Origin of the sequence: Pseudomonas sp. Pseusp88, from assembly GCF_047303955.1 — a bacterium.
In the GTDB taxonomy this organism is placed as follows: domain Bacteria; phylum Pseudomonadota; class Gammaproteobacteria; order Pseudomonadales; family Pseudomonadaceae; genus Aquipseudomonas.
In genome coordinates this window covers 73,714-92,299 of sequence record NZ_JBGLYM010000005.1, presented here as the reverse complement: position 1 = coordinate 92,299, position 18,586 = coordinate 73,714, and the positions used below count along the sequence as shown (strand labels likewise).

The 18,586-nt window shown below is 58.8% G+C and carries 17 protein-coding genes and 1 pseudogene; 6 read left to right on the top strand and 12 right to left on the bottom strand.

Translation table 11 applies throughout. From position 1 onward, the window contains the following. Positions 1-331 precede the first annotated feature (331 nt). Entirely contained in the window at positions 332-874 is a 543-nt protein-coding gene (locus ACCD02_RS08705; protein ID WP_413300414.1) for a DUF4946 domain-containing protein, read from the bottom strand. 145 nt (positions 875-1,019) lie between these two features. Between ACCD02_RS08705 and gloA the strand changes: the two genes are divergently transcribed. After that, positions 1,020-1,541 (top strand): lactoylglutathione lyase, encoded by a 522-nt coding sequence (gloA, locus tag ACCD02_RS08700; protein ID WP_413300412.1) that lies wholly within the window; start codon positions 1,020-1,022, stop codon positions 1,539-1,541. A gap of 184 nt (positions 1,542-1,725) precedes the next feature. Here the strand turns inward: gloA and ahpF are convergent, their stop codons facing one another. The 3 genes from ahpF to ACCD02_RS08685 form a co-directional block, all read right to left on the bottom strand. Next, on the bottom strand, positions 1,726-3,288 hold the full coding sequence (ahpF, locus tag ACCD02_RS08695) for an alkyl hydroperoxide reductase subunit F (protein ID WP_413300410.1): 1,563 nt from the start codon (positions 3,286-3,288) through the stop codon (positions 1,726-1,728). Positions 3,289-3,410: 122 nt separating this feature from the next. Further along, positions 3,411-3,974: an alkyl hydroperoxide reductase subunit C gene (gene ahpC, locus ACCD02_RS08690; RefSeq protein ID WP_259103120.1), complete on the bottom strand. Its 564-nt coding sequence runs from the start codon at positions 3,972-3,974 to the stop codon at positions 3,411-3,413. A 101-nt stretch (positions 3,975-4,075) separates the two neighbouring features. Further along, on the bottom strand, positions 4,076-5,035 hold the full coding sequence (locus ACCD02_RS08685; RefSeq protein WP_413300408.1) for a site-specific integrase: 960 nt from the start codon (positions 5,033-5,035) through the stop codon (positions 4,076-4,078). A gap of 235 nt (positions 5,036-5,270) precedes the next feature. Here ACCD02_RS08685 and ACCD02_RS08680 point away from each other — a divergent pair, with 235 nt between their 5' ends. After that, positions 5,271-6,281: a DNA-binding protein gene (locus ACCD02_RS08680; RefSeq protein WP_413300406.1), complete on the top strand. Its 1,011-nt coding sequence runs from the start codon at positions 5,271-5,273 to the stop codon at positions 6,279-6,281. A 43-nt stretch (positions 6,282-6,324) separates the two neighbouring features. Here the strand turns inward: ACCD02_RS08680 and ACCD02_RS08675 are convergent. From ACCD02_RS08675 to ACCD02_RS08660, 4 genes and pseudogenes are all read right to left on the bottom strand, one after another. Further along, positions 6,325-8,010 (bottom strand): annotated as a pseudogene (locus ACCD02_RS08675) (ATP-binding protein); the annotation flags it as partial. Between the two features lie 136 nt (positions 8,011-8,146). Beyond that, positions 8,147-9,505, bottom strand: a complete 1,359-nt coding sequence (gorA, locus tag ACCD02_RS08670; protein WP_413300404.1) for a glutathione-disulfide reductase — start codon at positions 9,503-9,505, stop codon at positions 8,147-8,149. Between the two features lie 105 nt (positions 9,506-9,610). Continuing rightward, positions 9,611-10,486 carry a UTP--glucose-1-phosphate uridylyltransferase GalU gene (gene galU / locus ACCD02_RS08665; protein ID WP_413300402.1) on the bottom strand — a complete coding sequence of 292 codons (876 nt, stop codon included), beginning with the start codon at positions 10,484-10,486 and terminating at the stop codon, positions 9,611-9,613. Between the two features lie 44 nt (positions 10,487-10,530). Next, the gene (locus tag ACCD02_RS08660; RefSeq protein ID WP_413300400.1) at positions 10,531-11,892 is read right to left on the bottom strand and encodes a UDP-glucose dehydrogenase family protein; all 1,362 of its coding nucleotides are present in this window, start codon (positions 11,890-11,892) and stop codon (positions 10,531-10,533) included. Positions 11,893-12,123: 231 nt separating this feature from the next. Between ACCD02_RS08660 and ACCD02_RS08655 the strand changes: the two genes are divergently transcribed. After that, positions 12,124-12,405, top strand: a complete 282-nt coding sequence (locus ACCD02_RS08655; RefSeq protein WP_413300398.1) for a hypothetical protein — start codon at positions 12,124-12,126, stop codon at positions 12,403-12,405. Positions 12,406-12,417: 12 nt separating this feature from the next. Here ACCD02_RS08655 and ACCD02_RS08650 read toward each other — a convergent pair whose 3' ends face one another. Then, positions 12,418-12,768 carry a hypothetical protein gene (locus ACCD02_RS08650; RefSeq protein ID WP_413300396.1) on the bottom strand — a complete coding sequence of 117 codons (351 nt, stop codon included), beginning with the start codon at positions 12,766-12,768 and terminating at the stop codon, positions 12,418-12,420. 229 nt (positions 12,769-12,997) lie between these two features. Between ACCD02_RS08650 and ACCD02_RS08645 the strand changes: the two genes are divergently transcribed. The 3 genes from ACCD02_RS08645 (at position 12,998) to alkB (ending at position 14,282) form a co-directional block, all read left to right on the top strand. Continuing rightward, entirely contained in the window at positions 12,998-13,303 is a 306-nt protein-coding gene (locus ACCD02_RS08645) for a DUF1883 domain-containing protein (RefSeq protein WP_259103133.1), read from the top strand. Between the two features lie 10 nt (positions 13,304-13,313). After that, a complete protein-coding gene (locus ACCD02_RS08640) occupies positions 13,314-13,493 on the top strand; it encodes a hypothetical protein (RefSeq protein WP_413300394.1) in 180 nt (59 codons plus the stop codon). A 111-nt stretch (positions 13,494-13,604) separates the two neighbouring features. Beyond that, positions 13,605-14,282: a DNA oxidative demethylase AlkB gene (alkB, locus tag ACCD02_RS08635; RefSeq protein WP_413300392.1), complete on the top strand. Its 678-nt coding sequence runs from the start codon at positions 13,605-13,607 to the stop codon at positions 14,280-14,282. 113 nt (positions 14,283-14,395) lie between these two features. Here alkB and ACCD02_RS08630 read toward each other — a convergent pair whose 3' ends face one another. Genes ACCD02_RS08630 through zwf form a run of 3 tightly spaced genes read right to left on the bottom strand, consistent with a single transcriptional unit; the run spans position 14,396 to position 18,585 of the window. After that, positions 14,396-16,198 carry a glycoside hydrolase family 15 protein gene (locus tag ACCD02_RS08630; protein WP_413300390.1) on the bottom strand — a complete coding sequence of 601 codons (1,803 nt, stop codon included), beginning with the start codon at positions 16,196-16,198 and terminating at the stop codon, positions 14,396-14,398. A gap of 39 nt (positions 16,199-16,237) precedes the next feature. After that, positions 16,238-17,056, bottom strand: coding sequence for an HAD family hydrolase (locus tag ACCD02_RS08625; RefSeq protein WP_413300388.1), 819 nt, complete (start codon positions 17,054-17,056; stop codon positions 16,238-16,240). Further along, positions 17,053-18,585 (bottom strand): glucose-6-phosphate dehydrogenase, encoded by a 1,533-nt coding sequence (gene zwf / locus ACCD02_RS08620; protein WP_413300386.1) that lies wholly within the window; start codon positions 18,583-18,585, stop codon positions 17,053-17,055. The genes ACCD02_RS08625 and zwf overlap by 4 nt, the downstream gene beginning before the upstream one ends. Position 18,586 lies beyond the last annotated feature (1 nt).

Genomic DNA, 18,586 nt, shown 5'->3' with positions numbered 1-18,586 from the left:
AAGCGTTAGACCATTTCACTTAAGCGTTGGAAAAATGACGTCAATAAAGTTCTGTTGCAATGTTATTAACAAGCGCTCCCTACAGCACAAAGACGCCTAACTCGGCTCAGAAACTTTCCGAAATAAATACCCGGCATATCCAATTAGTTTGTAGGAATTTTCCTTTTAATTGACAGACTTGATTGAGGTCCGCGCAGGCTTTCACGATTTTTTCACACCCTCTCTTACAGGATGCAAGCAGCTAAAGGACTAGCACCCCATGCCCGCTTCGGCGGGCTTCTTTATGCCTGTCGTTTTTACCTGCCGTTGCCGACAGCCCTGCGCATCCCCTCTAAGGCGTGACGCTCAGGCGCAAGCCGTCGCGAATGCGCAGCACTTCTTCCTTGTTGGCGTCGTAACCCTGCGCAGAACCGGCGTAGGACAGCGACCAGGCCATCTCCTTGCTCGCCGCCGCAACCAGTGTCTGGGTCATGACATGACCGCCGTTCTGGGTAATGGTGCAGGTGGTTTCCAGCGAGGCGATACCACTGAGCGTGCCGGGTTTCACTTGGGTGCAGACACTCTGGTAGCCGCCGCGGACAAAATTGATCTGCACTGCCTTGCGCATCTCCAGCAGTACGCCCTGGACATTGACCTGGTGCCCGGCCTGCAGGCGTGATTGACTCAACTCTACGACCATCACCGGATTACCGGCCTGATCCTTTTTCACTGCACGCTGTCTCATTTGCAGTGACGACTGTGCATCGGCGACAGGCAACGACTCGACCTCCCAGTCCGCCGGCCAGATAACCAGGGTGTCAGCGGCATTGACGGCCCCCGAAACGAACACAAGACACAGAGCGAAGAATGAACGGCGGTATTGCAGGCGGATCATGGTGGACGCTACCAGGACAGAGAGGCGGAAATTCTGAGCCCCTGCCCTGCTCCCCGGCAAGGACTTATATCCATGTACAGGTTTGCACAGCCCGTCTTGCCCCGTATCATTCGCCCATCTTTTCACCCCCTCAACGGAGACATCCATGAGTCTGCATGAACTCAACACCTTCCCGGGCGTGACCGCAGAACCTGAAGCCGCCACCCGCCAGTTCGTGTTCAACCACACCATGCTGCGGGTCAAAGACATCACCGCCTCCCTGGACTTCTACACGCGCATTCTGGGCTTTAGCCTGGTGGAGAAGCGTGATTTCCCGGAAGCGGAATTCAGCCTGTATTTCCTCGCCCTGGTCGATAAGGCGCAGATCCCTGCCGATAACGCGGCCCGCACACAATGGATGAAGTCGATTCCCGGTATTCTCGAGCTGACCCACAACCACGGCACTGAAAACGATCCGGCGTTCAGCTACCACAATGGCAACACCGACCCGCGCGGCTTTGGCCATATCTGCATTTCGGTGCCGGATGTACAAAGCGCCTGCACCCGCTTCGAAGAGCTGAACGTGCCCTTCCAGAAGCGCCTGAGCGACGGCCGCATGAAAAGCCTGGCCTTTATCAAGGACCCGGATGGCTATTGGGTAGAGATCATCCAGCCAGCGCCGATGTAAACAGGGCGCCACCACCTGCGTTGAAATGAGGTCTGTGGGACCGGCTTCAGCCGGGAAAGGGCCGACACAATCGGCTGCATGTCTTCGATGTGCACATATGCCTTCCCGCCTAAAGCCGGTACTACAAACACAAAAAAACCCTGCCTGTGTAAACAGGCAGGGTTTTTTATGGCTTACGGAACGATCAGGACTCTACAGACGTGCGGATCAGGTGATCAAAGGCACTCAGCGAAGCCTTGGCACCCTCGCCCAGGGCAATGATGATCTGCTTGTACGGCACAGTGGTCACGTCACCTGCGCCAAACACGCCAGGGATCGACGTTTCACCACGAGCATCGACGATAATCTCGCCGCGTGGCGACAGCTCGATGGCGCCCTTGAGCCATTCAGTATTGGGCAGCAGGCCGATCTGCACGAAAATCCCTTCCAGCGCGACATCAATCACTTCGTCGTTCAGACGGTTCTTGTATCGCAGGCCGTTGACCTTCTGACCGTCGCCAGTGACCTCGGAGGTCTGGGCGTTGGTAATCACAGTCACGTTGGGCAGGCTGTTGAGCTTGCGTTGCAAGACGGCGTCAGCACGCAACTGTACGTCGAACTCCAGCAGCGTCACGTGGGATACGATACCGGCCAGGTCGATGGCTGCTTCAACACCGGAGTTACCGCCGCCGATCACCGCTACGCGCTTGCCCTTGAACAGCGGGCCGTCACAGTGTGGGCAGTACGCCACGCCCTTGTTGCGGTATTGCTGCTCGCCCGGCACGTTCATTTCGCGCCAGCGGGCACCGGTCGCCAGGATCACAGTGCGGGACTTGAGGGTCGCGCCATTGGCGAACTTGACGGTGTGCAGCTCGCCTTCCTTGCCCGGAATCAGCTGGGAAGCGCGCTGCAGGTTCATGATGTCCACTTCGTACTGCTTGACGTGTTCTTCCAGCGCCACGGCCAGTTTCGGCCCCTCGGTATGCTGTACCGAGATGAAGTTCTCGATGGCCATGGTGTCCAGCACCTGACCGCCAAAACGCTCGGCGGCAACACCGGTATGGATGCCTTTGCGGGCGGCGTAGATCGCCGCAGCAGCGCCGGCCGGGCCACCACCAATCACCAGCACATCGAATGCGGCTTTGGCATTGAGTTTCTCGGCCTGACGATCACCGGCACTGGTGTCGATCTTGGCGAGGATTTCTTCCAGACCCATGCGGCCCTGGCCGAACAGTTCGCCATTCAGGTAGATGCTCGGCACCGACATGATCTGGCGCTCGGTGACTTCGTCCTGGAACGCACCACCTTCAATAGCGACGTGTTGCACATTAGGGTTGAGCACGGCCAGCAGGTTCAGCGCCTGGACCACGTCAGGGCAGTTCTGGCAGGTCAGGGAGAAATAGGTTTCAAACTTGAACTCACCGGTCAGGCCACGGGCCTGGGCGATGGTGTCTTCACTGGCCTTGGACGGATAGCCGCCGACTTGCAGCAGGGCCAATACCAGAGAAGTGAATTCGTGGCCCATGGGCAGGCCGGCAAAGCGCAGGCTGATGTTTTCGCCCGGGCTGTTGAGTGCGAACGATGGCTTACGGGCATCGTCACCATCGGTTTTCAGGGTGATCTTGTTGGAACTGCTGACGATTTCGTTGAGCAGCTCCAGGGTTTCCCTGGATTTCGCGCCGTCATCAAGGGACGCGACGATCTCGATGGGGCGAGTGACCCGCTCCAGGTACGATTTCAACTGGGCTTTAAGATTGGCGTCCAACATGCTGCGGCTTCCTTTTACTGGAGTAGAAAAAACAACGCCCAGGCGATGACCGCCCGGGCGTTTTTTGGGGCGATGCGGTTTACGTGCTCAAGAGCTCAGCGCCCCTAGCCGATTCAAACGACTCAGATCTTGCCAACCAGGTCCAGGGACGGAGCCAGAGTGGCCTCGCCTTCCTGCCATTTGGCTGGGCAGACTTCGCCCGGGTGAGCAGCAACGTACTGAGCAGCCTTGATTTTGCGCAGCAGCTCGGAAGCGTCACGGCCAACGCCGCCATCGTTCAGTTCAACGATTTTGATCTGACCTTCCGGGTTGATCACGAAAGTACCGCGGTCAGCCAGACCTGCTTCTTCGATCAGTACGTCGAAGTTGCGGGAGATGGTCAGGGTTGGGTCACCGATCATGGTGTACTGGATTTTGCCGATGGCTGGCGAAGTGTTGTGCCAGGCAGCGTGGGCAAAGTGGGTGTCGGTCGACACGCTGTAGATTTCAACGCCCAGTTTCTGGAACGCGTCGTAGTTGTCAGCCAGGTCTTCCAGTTCAGTCGGGCAGACGAAAGTGAAGTCGGCTGGGTAGAAGAACACCACGGACCACTTGCCTTTCAGGTCGGCATCCGAAACGTCGACAAAAGCGCCATTTTTGAAGGCAGTCGCTTTGAACGGTTTTACTTGGCTGTTGATGATAGGCATCGGTGAATCTCCTGATGGGTTGTGAATTCGATGAAGTGAAGCTTACGCACAATCGTCGGCAAGGGCTCATTGGCAAACCTGATGCCGCTGATTGGTTTTCACTATAAGAGATGTTTATTAATAGATGAAATCTTCATATCCGCCGACGGCGCTGCCAGGCCCGTGAAGGGCGTGGCCTCGATGTAGCGTAGAGCCGATTTCATGTCCTTCCAGCCTACGTAGCTCATCAGCGACTTGAGATCCCAGCCGTTACGCTGGGCCCAGGTCGCAAAGCCACGTCGCAGCGAGTGGCTGGTATAGAGCTCGGCGGCGATTCCGGCGCGCTCAAGCATCTGTCGCAACATGGGGATGACGCTGCTGGCATGCAAGCCCTCCTCGCCCAGATTGCCCCAGCGGTCGATACCGCGAAACACCGGGCCGCGACTCAAGCCCGCGCAATCGATCCAGTCGAGATAGGCCTGTACCGGACAAAGTCGTTGCAAAGCCGGCGCCTGATAAGTACGCCCAAGGTTGCCGCGATCACTCTTGCTGCGCGGCAGATACAGCTCAATACCCATACCCGCCCGCGCCTGGACATGCTCGACCTGCACACGACACAACTCGTCACTGCGAAAGCCGCGCCAGAAGCCCAGCAGCACCAACGCCGCATCTCGACGGCAGCGCAACAGCGTGCCGTGGTCCTGAGAAACGATGGCACGGGCGGCTTGTTGATCCAGCCAGCCGATCAACCGTTCCAGATCCTGCAACTGCAAGGGCTCGGCCTGTTTCTCCCGGGCCGGGTGCAGCGCGCGAATACCCTTGAGCACCTGGCGCACCAACGGCGTCTTGGTCGGGTCGGCAAAACCCTGGCTGTTGTGCCATTGCGCCAATGCCGACAACCGCAGTTTGAGGGTATTGACCGACAGGGTCGGCGCATAGGCCGCCAGATAACGCGCCACCGAATCGGCCGTGGCAGGCAGGAAGCCGCCCCAGGTCACTTCGAAGTGCTCGATTGCCGCCCGATAGCTGCGCCGCGTGTTGTCACGGGTTGCTGCATCGATATAGCGGTCCAGCTCGCTCATGGAAAATTCTCCAGGTGTTCACAGACCGTTGGAACGAAGCATGCCCGCACAGACGGTGTATGGGTATTGACGAATTCCCGGGCAAGCCTCGCTCCAACAAGCGCAAATAATTCATGACACGGGATAATACGCCAATATCCCGTTTGTTATTCGATGAATAAAAGCTTAGATTTACACCATATCGTAGTATGTATTTACATAGTACGTACCACAGTACGAAATCGTAGGAACAAGCATGGCACGGGGCGGCGTAAACAAGGCGGTGGTGCAGAAAGCACGGCAGGCGCTAATGGCCCGTGGCGAGCATCCGAGCATCGATGCAGTACGTATCGAAATGGGCAACACCGGCTCGAAAACCACCATTCACCGCTACCTGAAGGAGCTGGACAGCGATCACCCCGAAACGGGCCACTCCCAGGCCAGCATCGATGACGAGCTGCTGCAACTGGTCAGCCATCTCAGCCAGCGTATTCAGGAACAGGGACAGGCACGCATCGACCAGGCTCTGGCCGAACTGGAGGCGCGGGAACGCTTGATGCGCGAGGCCATGGCTCAGGTTGAACGCCAGCTGCAAGAGCTGACAACGCGGCATGCGCGACAGGCCGCGGAGCTGGAACAGCAAAGCAGCGCCCTCCTCACCACCCGCGATGCCCTGCAGGGCCAACAGACTGCGAACGCCCGCCTGAACCAGGCCTGCCAGGATCTGGAGACGCGACTAGCCGATCGCGATGCACAGATCCGCTCCCTGGAAGAAAAGCACCTGCACGCTCGCGACGCCCTTGAGCACTACCGTAGCGCCGTCAAGGAACAGCGCGAGCAGGAGCAGCGTCGTCACGAAGGTCAGGTGCAGCAGTTGCAGATGGAGCTGCGCCAGGCACAGCAAAGCGCATCGGTGCGCCAGGATGAGATCACCCAGCTCAACCGCGACAACGAAAGGTTATTGATTGAAACCCGTAATACGCGCCGTGAGTTTGATGAGTTGGGGGATAAGCTGCAGAGATCCGAGCTAAAGGTCGAGCAACTGAGCGAACGCAATCAGCAGAGTCTTCAGCAATGCGCCTTGATGGAGGTTCGTCTGAACAGTAGTCAACGCGAAAGCGATCATCTGGGCCAGCAACTGACCGAGCAACGTCAACAGAATCGCCTGCTGGAGCTGTTATTGGCCAAGGCTGAGGTGACCATGGAGAACCTGCGGGCGAGTCAGGTAGCGCCTGAAGAGGCGACGCCGCCGCAAGACGAGAATTGAAACCTGATTCTGCAGGAGCGCCGCCCGGCCGCCCCTACAGGCTCTATGCTTGCAGCGCGGCGCCAGCGATAAATCCCCCCCCTTCAATCATCCTGCGCACTCGCTGCGCCAGCTCCTCGACAGTAAAGGGCTTGGTCAGCATATCCATGCCCGGCTCGAGAAAATCTCCGCGCACCAGGGCGTTGCGTGCATAGCCGGTCATGAACAGCACCCGCAGACCTGGTCGGTGCTGCCGGGCGATTTCCGCCAACTGTCGGCCATTGAGTCCCGGCAGGCCGACATCACTGACCAGCAGGTCGATACGCTCGCCACTTTGCAGCAGCGGTAACGCGCCTTTGCTGTCAGCCGCCTCAAGTGTCGAGTAGCCCAGCTCACGCAAAACATCCACCACCAGCATGCGCACGGCGGTTTCATCCTCCACCACCAGCACCCGCTCGCCCTTAATGGCACGGGGCGGACTCGGCAGATCGAGCGTGGTCACAGGAACCTGCCCAACCTCAAGATGGCATGGCAGGTACAGGTGAATCTGCGTGCCCTGGCGCTCGACACTGTCCAACTGCACATGGCCGCCGCTTTGATTGATAAAGCCATAGACCATCGACAGGCCCAGCCCGGTGCCCTGACCAATCGGCTTGGTGGTAAAAAACGGGTCGAATACCCGCTCGATCACGTCCTCCGAAATCCCGCAGCCGGAATCTTCGACACTGAGCTGTACGTACTGCCCAGCCGGCAAACCGTCCCGGGCGATGGCAATCGAGGCCAATCGACTGCGGATCAGCAGGCGCCCGCCATCGGGCATGGCATCCCGGGCATTGATGACCAGATTCAACAGCGCATTTTCCAACTGATGCTCATCGGTGTGGGTCATGGGCAGTTGAGTCGCCAGATCGATGTTCAGCTCAATGCTTTCACCGACAGTCCGACGCAGCAGCTCCTCCATGGATATCACCATACGGTTGACGTCCACCGGGCAAGCATTGAGCGACTGGCGCCGGGCAAACGCCAGCAGGCGATGAGTCAGGGCCGCCGCGCGATTGGCCGAGGTCACGGCGGCGCGGATATAACGGTCAATCTCGCCCACGCGCCCCGCCGCCACCCGGCGCTGGATCAAGTCCAGAGCACCCAGCACGCCGGTCAGCATATTGTTGAAGTCGTGAGCGATGCCGCCGGTCAACTGGCCGATGGCGTCCATTTTCTGCGCATGGCGCAGCGCTTCTTCAGCCTGGGCCCGTTCAGCCATCTCCACTTGCAGCAAGCGGTTGATATCGGCCAGCTCGCGGGTGCGCTCGGCGACTCGCAACTCCAGGCTTTCATTGAGTTCGCGCAAAGCCTCTTCAGCATTGACCTGGGCAGTGATGTCAGTGTGAGTGCCCAACCAGTGGGTGATATGGCCCTGCTCATCACGAATCGGTAAGGCGCGAGAAAGAAACCAGCTGAAGCGCCCATCCTTGCCGCGTAACGGGAAGGTATCCTCCCAGATCGAGCCGGTAGCGAAGCAATGCCGCAGTCGCGCCATGACCCGCTCGCCATGCTCGGGATGATGGACCGCACCCCAGCCCAAGGCCTGCATGGACTCCATTGTCGCGCCGGTATAGTCATACCAGCGGCCGTTGTACCAATGGATATGACCAGCGGGATCAGCCGTCCAGGCCAGCTGGCTCATATTGTCGGCCAGCGTTCGGAACTGTCGTTCGCTCTCCCACAGAGCATCGATCTGACGCATAGGTTCTAAATCTTCACGCTCAACGGAGTGCAATGGCATGGTTGCCGGAGTAATAGCGCTTTTCACGGTGGGTCCGTCCTGTCAATCCAAACCACCCGGGTTTCATCCTGAATCCCGGGCATCAGCAGTTACAGCGAAGTTTTTATCGGGCTACAGGGCTGCGCATGGTGACGAATTCCTCGGCGGCCGTCGGATGGACACCAATGGTGTCGTCGAAAATGCGCTTGGTCGCGCCAGCCTTCAGCGCGATAGCCAGGCTCTGGACGATCTCGCCGGCATCCGGCCCAACCATATGGCAACCCAGCACCACATCAGTCTTGGCATCTACTACCAGCTTCATGAGGGTGCGTTCCTGATTGTCGGTGAGGCTGAGCTTCATCGGCCGGAAACGACTTTCAAAAATCTGCACCTCATACCCGGCCTTGACTGCCTCTTCCTCGGTCAACCCGACAGTGCCGATATTGGGCAGACTGAACACCGCCGTGGGGATGTGCCGGTAATCGACCGGGCGATACTGCTCCGGCTTGAACAGACGACGGGCAATAGCCATCCCTTCGGCCAGGGCCACTGGAGTGAGTTGTACGCCACCAATGACATCGCCCAGGGCCAGGATCGAAGGCTCACTGGTCTGATAATGCTCATCGACGGCGATTGAGCCATCCTTGTTCAGCTTGATATCGACGGTTTCCAGGCCGAGATTGTCCAGCATCGGCCGGCGGCCGGTGGCGTAGAACACCGAGTCGGTTTCAAGCGTGCTGCCATCCTTGAGGGTGACGTGCAAGCTGCCATCGGCCTGTTTGTCGATGCGCTCGACATCGCTATTGAAGCGGATGTCCAGGCCATGCTTGACCAGCTCTTCGTGCAGATGCTTGCGCACGCTGCCGTCAAAGCCACGCAGGAACAGCTCGCCGCGATACAGCTGGGTAACGTGCGCACCCAGGCCGTTGAAGATCGAGGCAAACTCCACGGCGATATAGCCGCCGCCGACCACCACTATGCGCTTGGGCAGTTGCGGCAGGAAAAATGCCTCATTGGAGGTGATAGCGTGTTCGCTACCGGGGAATTCCGGCACTTGCGGCCAGCCGCCAGTGGCAATGAGGATATGTTCGGCGCTATAGGTCTGGCCATTGACTTCGACCTTGTTCGGCCCCAGCAGGCGGCCATGGCCTTCGAGCAAGGTCACACCGCTGTTCACCAGCAGATTGCGGTAAATACCGTTGAGTCGCTCGATTTCCTGATTCTTGTTGGCGATCAAAGTGGCCCAGTCAAACTCGGCTTCCCCAGGCGTCCAGCCAAAGCTCTTGGCCTGCTCGAACTCTTCGGCGAAATGTGCGCCGTAGACCAGCAATTTCTTGGGTACGCAGCCGACATTGACGCAGGTCCCGCCCAGGTAACGGCTTTCGACTACCGCAACGCGGGCACCAAAGCCCGCAGCAAAACGCGCAGCACGAACGCCCCCGGAACCGGCACCGATAACAAACAAGTCAAAGTCGTAGGCCATTTCTGTCTCCCTAATCAGACGGCTAGCATAACCGTGTAAGACAGAAACGACAAAGCCACCCGAAGGTGGCTTTGCCCTACAACCAGATTACTCAGCCGTTAAACATCACGACGATTTCGAGTCCTTCTCAAGACCCGAGATGTGATAGACCTTACCGGTCTTGTAGATGTTCTCGAAGCAGAAGTTGGTTGCTTCGATGTAGCCTTCAGCACCACCGCAGTCGAAACGCTGGCCCTTGAACTTGTAAGCCAGCACGTTGCCTTCGGCAGCCTGCTTCATCAGGGCGTCAGTGATCTGGATTTCGCCGCCTTTGCCTGGCTCGGTCTGTTCGATTTTCTCGAAGATATCCGGGGTCAGGATGTAACGGCCGATGATCGCCAGGTTCGACGGTGCATCTTCCGGCTTTGGCTTCTCGACCATGTCCGTCACGCGGAACAGGCCCGGCTTGATTTCTTCACCAGCAATGACGCCGTACTTGTTGGTTTCCTGCGGATCGACTTCCTGGATAGCAACAATCGAGCAGCCGTAGTGCTTATGCAACTTGACCATTTGCGCCAGCACGCCGTCGGCTTCCAGATTGACGCACAGGTCGTCAGCCAGGACTACGGCGAAAGCTTCATTGCCGATCAGTGGGCGGCCGCTGAGAATGGCGTGGCCCAGGCCTTTCATTTCAGTCTGGCGAGTGTAGGAAAAGCTGCACTCATCGATCAGTTTACGGATACCGACCAGGTACTTCTCTTTATCAGTGCCCTTGATCTGGTGTTCCAGCTCGTAGCTGATATCGAAATGGTCTTCCAGAGCACGCTTGCCACGACCCGTCACGATGGAGATTTCAGTCAGTCCAGCAGCAAGTGCTTCTTCCACACCGTATTGGATCAGTGGCTTGTTGACCACCGGCAGCATTTCCTTGGGCATGGCTTTGGTCGCTGGCAAAAAGCGAGTGCCGTAACCGGCTGCAGGGAACAAGCATTTCTTGATCATAAAAGTCCTTGATAAGGGCTGTGGGTGTTAGCGGCGCAGTCTAATCACGCAGCGGTCACCTTACAATGGCCCGCTACTGGCCGTCCGATGCCATGGTAGAGGAATCCCAGGCCAGATAGTTCAACGCAATCGTAGATATTGCGACCGTCGAACAGCACTGGCATTCGCATAACCCCCCTTACACGGGTGAAATCGGGCTGGCGAAACTGCTTCCACTCGGTCAGGAGAACGACCGCGTCTGCGCCCTCGGCGCAGCTGTACAACGACTCGCTCAAGCGTAGCTGACCGCTGCTGACTGCGTCGGAATAATACTCAGCGATCGCAGACATGGCCGCAGGATCTGTCGCCTGAATCCTTGCTCCGGCCGCCAGCAGCGCATCGATCAACACCAGGCTTGGCGCTTCACGCAGGTCATCAGTGCCTGGCTTGAACGACAACCCCCAGAGCGCCACCACCCGCCCCTGCAGATAACCACCGAAGTGCTGCACCAGGGACTCGAATAACAGGGTCTTCTGTTTCGCGTTGCGCTCCTGTACCGCACGCAGAATCTGCGGGTCGAAGCCCTGCTGCTCGGCGGTATTGATCAGCGCCCGCACATCCTTGGGAAAACACGAGCCGCCGTAGCCGCAACCGGCGTAGATAAAATGCGTGCCGATACGTTTATCGGCACCGATGGCGTGACGTACCTGTTCAATATCCACATCCAGATGCGCACACAACCCGGCCATTTCGTTGATAAAGGAAATCTTCGTAGCCAGAAAGGCATTGGCGGCGTATTTGCTGAACTCCGCTGCGCGCACACCCATGACCATGGCGCGCTCACGATTGCGCAGGAACGGGCTGTAAAGGCGGTGCAGCAGCTCGGCAGACTCATCATCAGGGCAACCCAGGACGATGCGGTCCGGACGCATGAAATCCTCGATGGCACAGCCTTCCTTGAGGAATTCGGGATTGCTGGCAACCTTGACCCGCCCCAGTACATCGCGTCGGGCCAGATGCCGGTTGATTCGCTCCTGCACCTGTTCAGCCGTGCCGACCGGGACCGTCGACTTGTCTACCACCAGGCATGAGCGGCTCAGGCATTGTCCCAGTTCGTCAGCCACATTGAGCACATGGGACAGATCGGCCGAGCCATCTTCATTGCTCGGCGTACCCACCGCGATAAAGATCACTTCGGCCCGTCCCACACCCTGTACCAACTGACTGGCAAAGCTGAGCTGGCCGCTGGCCAATTGCGCCTTGATGATTGCTTCCAGGCCAGGTTCGTAGATCGGGCACTCGCCACGGCGCAGCGCGGCGACGCGCAGTGCATCGCGCTCTACGCACACCACCTGGTTGCCCATCTCGGCAAAACATGCCGCAGTGACCAGCCCTACATACCCAGCACCGATTACGCAAAGTTGCATGGTGGAACTCCCACATAATTTGTGGCAATTCCACAGCACCGCAATTGCAGGCAGATGACACCGGAGCGACAGCACGATGACAACACCTTTATCATGCCGCGCCGCCATTCAATTGAGCTCGATTCAAGGATAAATGTGCAGACAGTTCCGGAACGATGGCATACCGCCACAGTCGAAGACTTTCAGCTGCACAAGCTTTTTCTTCACCCCTCCACCTACGCGAAAGAAATCATGATCAGATTGTTATGCATCGCAGCGATATTGGGCCTGGTCGGCTGCGCGACCGCCTCCAACACCACATTGAAAAATGGTCGCCAGGGCCTGAGCATCGACTGCTCCGGCGAAGCCATGTCTTGGGCGAGCTGCTATGAAAAAGCCAGTGACTCCTGCGCAGGCACTGGCTATGAAATCGTCGGTACCGACGGCACGCCGCAACCCAAGGAAAGCGACAAGACCCTGGGCGTGGACGTCGGCAACTACAAAAGCCGCAGCGTTACCGTGGTCTGCAAGTAACGCCTTTAGCCATCAGCCGGAAATACAGGCAGTTGCGGCCCGCTGCACGTCCTTGGGTCGCAGCGGCATATTGGACAGGCGCTCATAAACCTTGATCGAGCTGCCGTTGGAGCGGTTTTCGATATTGAGGATGGCGGCGGGATCAGCGCTGAATTTCTGCGCCACGATAATCTGCAACCCCTCGTGATGCGCCTCGACCAAAGGCGGCTTGCGGCTATCGGCGATCTTGCCCAGGAAGCAATCGGCATACTCGCGCGGGCTCTTGCCCGACATCACGCTCATGGTCGCTGGAGTGTGCTCGATGTCCTCGACAGTGGCGCAACCGGTCATCGCCAAGGCCAGGATTACAACGGCCAGTTTCATACAATCCCTCCAAATTAAAATGTCACAGCCTGCTTCGATTTCGGCGGCCGCGCCTAAATCGCGGCAGGCCGTACGACAAGCAGGAGCGAGATTAGATCCCGATCCAGACACATTTAGCGAGAAAGTCTGCCAGAAAACTGCAATCGACCATAAATAACCCGACACTGCGTGCTATCGTTTCGGTTTTTTGCAAAAGCGCGCGCCTGAAAGTGCGTCCCCCGGAGTCCCCATGAAATTCGTCCACCAGCGCGAGCACCTCAACGAAGACGACCTGGTCGTCATCGAATGCTCCCAGCTCTGCAATATCCGTCTGATGAACGACGCCAACTTCCGCAGCTTCAAAAATGGCGGTCGTCACACCTATCACGGCGGCGCGTTCGACAAGTTCCCAGCCAAGATCACCGTACCCAGCACCGGTTTCTGGAACATCACGCTCGATACCACGGGTCGCAAGACCGACAGCAACGGTGGGCGCAAGACCGCTTTCACCCACTCGATCAAAATCGTGCGTCGCTCGACGTCGCGCCTGAGCTGAGGGAGCTCCTGTGAATCAGCCTACCCCAACCACTAAATACGCGGTCAGCTACAAGCTGAACGGTGAACGACGCTTCGAGTTTGCCCAGTTGCAATCGAACTCCGTCGAAGAAGCCAGGGCCGCCCTGGAAAAGATGCATGGTGCCAGTGATGACCATATCTCGGACGTCAAGGTCAGCAAGGCTCTGTAAGCAGGCACTTTATCTGTGGGACCGGCTTTAGCCGGGAAGGGGCAGGTATGATTGATACATCTCTTTCGTCATTCATATTGTCTTCCCGGCTACAGCCGGTGCCACATTAAGATGCGACACACCAGTGACACCCCTGCCAACTTTGACTTGTTCGCCGACGATCAACCCAAGATTACCGGCAATGAACAGATCGGCCCGCAATCTTTCGTTCTGCGTAGCTTCGCCCTGCCCCTCATCGAAAGCCTGCTGCCGGCCTTGCGCAAGGTCGTGCGCCAGGCGCCCTTCCGGCACCTGGTCACGCCTGGCGGCTTTACCATGTCGGCGGCCATGACCTGTTGCGGCAGCGTCGGCTGGACCTCGTCACGCCAAGGCTATCGCTACAGCCCCCTGGACCCGCAGAGCGGGCTGCCCTGGCCGCGGATTCCCGAAGACCTCATGGCCCTGGCCAGCTCCGCCGCCGAGGCCGCGGGTTTCCCCGGCTTCATTGCCGATGCCTGCCTGATCAACCGTTATGTGCCGGGGGCGAAAATGTCCCTGCATCAAGACAAGGACGAAGCCGATCACCACTGGCCGGTGGTTTCCATTTCCCTGGGAATTGCCGCTATCTTTGAATTCGGCGGCTTCGAGCGTAGCGACAAGCCACAACGGGTATCGCTGTTTCATGGGGACGTAGTGGTCTGGGGCGGGGTTGACCGTCTGCGCTTTCACGGCGTACAGCCGATCAAACAGGCCAGTCATCCGCTGCTGGGGGAGCAGCGGATTAACCTGACGTTGCGTAAGGCCCTTTAACGCGCGCAATTTTATCTGCTGGAGCGAAGCTTGCCCGCGAACCGGACACCGCGAAAGATCAGGCCATTCGCGAAAAGCCTTCGCCGGCAAGCCTCGCTCCAACGATCGTGTCGCTAGGCCTCGCTGCGACTCCTGGCCGGACACTCGACCCGGTGCAGGTTCAACGCAGTGTTGATAATGCCGATATGGCTGAACGCCTGTGGGAAATTGCCCAGCATGCGCTGACTTCGCGAGTCGTACTGCTCAGACAGCAGGCCGACGTCATTGCACAGCCCGCACAGCCGGTCGAACAGCTCCCGCGCCTCAGCCTCCCTTCCCAGTAGCACATAGACGTCCGCCAGCCAGAACGAACAAACCAGGAAGGTACCCTCATGCCCCGAGACGCCGTCATCGCTGCGTTCACTGTCGTAGCGCAGTAACAGGCCGTTCTGCATCAGGCTGCGCTCGATATGCGCCACCGTGCCGATCACTCTTGGGTCGTTGGCAGGCAGGAATCCGGTCAGGGCAATTTGCAGCAGGCTGGCGTCCAGTTCCTTACCGCCGTAGGTCTGCACAAAGCTGCCCATCTGCGTATCGAAACCATGTTCGCAGACATCGGCATGAATCTGCCCGGCCACGCCCCGGTAATGGCGGGCCAGTTCAAGCTCTTCCTCGGTTTTGGCGGATTGTTCGATCAGGCTTGCATTGCGGTCGAAAGCCACCCAGGCCATGACCTTGGAGTGAGTGAAATGCCGGGGCTCGGAGCGGATCTCCCAGATACCCTGATCCGGCTTGTGCCACACCTCTTCGAGGAATGGCATGATGACCTTGGAGATTGCCACACTACGCGGCGGCCGTGGCAGACCGCCCTTGATCGCCTGGGTCATGGCATCCGCCACTTCGCCATAGACATCCAGTTGCATTTGCGTCGCCGCACCGTTACCGATCCGCACCGGGCTGGAGCCTTCGTAGCCCTTGAGCCAGGGCAGCTCAAGCTCCGGCAGGCGCCGCTCGCCACCGAGGCCGTACATGATCTGGATCTGCTCGGGATTACCAGCCACCGAACGCATCAGCCAGGCCCGCCAGGCATTGGCCTCTTCGAAATAGCCAAGATTCATGAAGGCAAGCAAGGTCATGGTGGCATCCCGCAACCAGCAGAAGCGGTAATCCCAGTTACGCTCGCCGCCAATCTGCTCAGGCAAAGAGGTGGTCACCGCCGCAACAATCCCGCCCGTAGGCAGATAGGTCATGGCCTTGAGGGTGATCAGCGAGCGCTTGACCTGTTCGGTCCAGGGGCCGACATCAGGGCAACGGTTGGAAAACTCCAGCCAGAAGCTTTCAGCCTCCTTGAGGGCCGCTTCGCCATCCAGCGCTTCGCCAATCGGCTCGTTGGACGGCTGATGGCTGAGAACAAAAACCCGGCGCTGACCGTTTTCAACACGAAAATGGCTGGTGGTGTGATGATCCATTGCCTCAAGCGCTGACGGCGTTCGCAGCACCAGCATCTCAGGCCCGGCGACCGCCGTCAGGGTGTGCGGGCCGTGCTTTTCCACCCAAGGCACGGAGCTGCCGTAATCAAAACGGATCGACAGGTCCATGGCGAATGCCATCTCCCCTTCCAGCCCCTCAATGATACGCACGACATGATTGCCGGTGCCCATGGGCATGAACTCGATCAACCGGGCGCGGCCAGTGGCGGTCTCGAACTGCGTCTGCAGGATCAGGGTGCCATCCAGGTAGCGCCGCTCAATGTGGCGCACATCCTCACTGGGGGCCAGTTTCCAGCGGCCATTTTCCGTTTCGCCGAGCAGGGCAGCGAAACAGGCCGGTGAATCGAAGCGCGGAAAGCACAGCCAGTCCAGCGACCCGTCCCGCGCCACCAGGGCCGCGGTCTTGCAGTTGCCCAACAAGGCATAGTCTTCAATCAGTGCAGCCATAAAGCCGTGTCCACCTGAGGAAATGCACCGCAATGCCACTCAATGCGGCAGGATGTATTGCTCGATTGCCATCGCCACGCCATCCTGCAAGTTGCTGCCGGTAACATGGTCAGCATGGCTGCGTACGCCCTCCTCGGCCTGGCCCATGGCAATGGACAGGCCGGCACGCCGGAACATTGCGACATCATTGCCGCCATCGCCGATGGCCGCCGTCTGTGCCAACGGCACGCCCAGCAGCTCTGCCAGGGACGCCAGCGCCGCCCCCTTGTTGGCGTCAAGGGCAGTGACATCCAGATAGTAGTCCTGGGACCGCGCCGCATGGGCCGAGCCTTCAATCAGCGGATTGAGCTGTGCCTCAAGACGCTTGAGCAGTTCGAAGTCCTTGCTGGCGGCGACAATCTTGTCGGCGCGGTCCAGATACGCCTCGAAGCTGTCGACCAGCACCGGGCCGTACCCCAGCGTGTGCTGCTCATGGGCAACATAATCACCTTCGGGATCAAGCAGGTACCACTGATCGTCGGCAAATAGCCAGGCTGAAACAGGGTGCCTGGCAAACAGATCGACTGTGGTACGCGCCGCAGCCGGATCGATGCGGTGGGCCAGCAACAGACTGCCATCGGGATTGATCAGGGCACCGCCGTTGAACGCGACCGTCGGCAGATCGATACCCAAGGCTTCGATCTGCTGACGCATGGCCCGTGGCGGGCGGCTGCTGGCCAGGGTGAAATGAATGCCAGCAGCACGTAAACGGGCAATGGCGTCAATATTGGCCTGGCTCAGGCTGTGATCGGGGCGCAACAAGGTGCCATCGATATCAGAGAGCAGGAAGCGGATGAGGGGTTGCGTCGACCCACTCATCCGATGCTGTGCCATTCGCGGCCATCACGGGACAGCAGCTCATCGGCCGCCTCGGGACCATCTTCACCGGCCTCGTACAGCTCGACCTTGGGGTGTGCGGCCCAGGCATCAAGGAATGGCTGTACGGCACGCCAGCCATTTTCAATATTGTCGGCGCGCTGGAACAGGGTCTGATCGCCGGTCAAGCAGTCATAGATCAGCGTTTCATAGCCGGTAGAAGGCTGCATTTCGAAAAAGTCCTTGTAGGCGAAGCCCAGCTCGATGTTCTGCAGTTCCAGGGTCGGCCCCGGGCGCTTGGCCTGCAAGTCAAAGGACATGCCTTCGTTGGGCTGGATCTGGATCCGCAGGTAGTTGGGTTTGAGCCGCTCGATGTCGGTATCGCGGAACTGCGCGTAAGGCGCATGCTTGAAGCAGATGGCGATCTCGGTGTCGCGTACGCTCATGCGCTTGCCGGTGCGCAGGTAGAACGGCACGCCAACCCAACGCCAGTTATCGATCATCACTTTGATCGCGGCAAAGGTCTCGGTATTGCTGGCGGGATCGACCCGGTCTTCCTCGCGATAACCCGGTACGGCCTTGTCGCCCTTGCCGCCGGCGGCGTATTGCCCACGCACCGAGTTGGCCAGGGCTTCTTTCTCGCTCCAGGGACGGATCGCGCCGACCACCTTGGCCTTTTCCCCGCGCACGGCATCGGCGCCGAACGCTGCGGGAGGCTCCATGGCCACCATGGCCAGGAGCTGGAATAAGTGATTGGGCACCATGTCACGCAGGGCGCCCGTCGTTTCGTAAAAGCTGCCACGGGTTTCGACGCCGACGGTTTCCGCCGCCGTAATCTGCACGTGGTCGATGTAGTGATTGTTCCAGAAGGATTCGAACAGGCCGTTGGAGAAACGGCTGACCAGAATGTTCTGCACCGTTTCCTTGCCCAGATAGTGATCGATCCGGTAGATCTGCTTCTCGTTCATGACCTTGAGCAGGCAGGCATTCAACGCCTGGGCGCTGGCCAGGTCGGAACCAAAGGGCTTTTCGATCACGACTCGCCGGAAGTACTCGTCGCTTTCTTCCAGCAAGCCGCTTTTACCCAGGCGGGTGGCCACTTCACTGAAGAAGCGCGCCGCCGTGGCCAGGTAGAACACCGCGTTGTCGGTGCCATTGCTCTTGATTCGGGCGGCGATGTCGCTGTACGTCGAGTCGTCGAGAAAATCACCCTGTATGTAGCTGATGCGTGCGGCCAGATCGGCCCAGATCTCCGGATCCAGGACTTCGGCGCCTTCACTGCCCTTTTTTGCCGCCTCCTGGCGGATAAAATCCTCCAGTTTCTTGGCAAAATCGGCATCGCTTATCGCATTGTGATCGACGCCGACAATGTGCAGGCCCTTATCCACCAGACCGTCACGGGTCAGGTTGTAGAGTGCCGGCATCAACAGCCGCTTGACCAGATCACCATGGGCGCCGAACAGGAACAAGGTCGTCGGTGGTGCTACTTCAGGTGTTTTCTTGCGCGATTCGTGCGTACGCGACAGCCCCATC

Coding starts and splice junctions, on each gene's coding strand:
- ahpC (WP_259103120.1), bottom strand. CDS start 3,974: ATGCCTATCATCAACAGCCAAGTAAAACCGTTCAAAGCGACTGCCTTC.
- galU (WP_413300402.1), bottom strand. CDS start 10,486: ATGATCAAGAAATGCTTGTTCCCTGCAGCCGGTTACGGCACTCGCTTT.
- ahpF (WP_413300410.1), bottom strand. CDS start 3,288: ATGTTGGACGCCAATCTTAAAGCCCAGTTGAAATCGTACCTGGAGCGG.
- zwf (WP_413300386.1), bottom strand. CDS start 18,585: ATGGGGCTGTCGCGTACGCACGAATCGCGCAAGAAAACACCTGAAGTA.
- gorA (WP_413300404.1), bottom strand. CDS start 9,505: ATGGCCTACGACTTTGACTTGTTTGTTATCGGTGCCGGTTCCGGGGGC.
- ACCD02_RS08650 (WP_413300396.1), bottom strand. CDS start 12,768: ATGAAACTGGCCGTTGTAATCCTGGCCTTGGCGATGACCGGTTGCGCC.
- gloA (WP_413300412.1), top strand. CDS start 1,020: ATGAGTCTGCATGAACTCAACACCTTCCCGGGCGTGACCGCAGAACCT.
- ACCD02_RS08625 (WP_413300388.1), bottom strand. CDS start 17,056: ATGAGTGGGTCGACGCAACCCCTCATCCGCTTCCTGCTCTCTGATATC.
- alkB (WP_413300392.1), top strand. CDS start 13,605: ATGCGACACACCAGTGACACCCCTGCCAACTTTGACTTGTTCGCCGAC.
- ACCD02_RS08655 (WP_413300398.1), top strand. CDS start 12,124: ATGATCAGATTGTTATGCATCGCAGCGATATTGGGCCTGGTCGGCTGC.
- ACCD02_RS08685 (WP_413300408.1), bottom strand. CDS start 5,035: ATGAGCGAGCTGGACCGCTATATCGATGCAGCAACCCGTGACAACACG.
- ACCD02_RS08630 (WP_413300390.1), bottom strand. CDS start 16,198: ATGGCTGCACTGATTGAAGACTATGCCTTGTTGGGCAACTGCAAGACC.
- ACCD02_RS08705 (WP_413300414.1), bottom strand. CDS start 874: ATGATCCGCCTGCAATACCGCCGTTCATTCTTCGCTCTGTGTCTTGTG.
- ACCD02_RS08680 (WP_413300406.1), top strand. CDS start 5,271: ATGGCACGGGGCGGCGTAAACAAGGCGGTGGTGCAGAAAGCACGGCAG.
- ACCD02_RS08660 (WP_413300400.1), bottom strand. CDS start 11,892: ATGCAACTTTGCGTAATCGGTGCTGGGTATGTAGGGCTGGTCACTGCG.
- ACCD02_RS08645 (WP_259103133.1), top strand. CDS start 12,998: ATGAAATTCGTCCACCAGCGCGAGCACCTCAACGAAGACGACCTGGTC.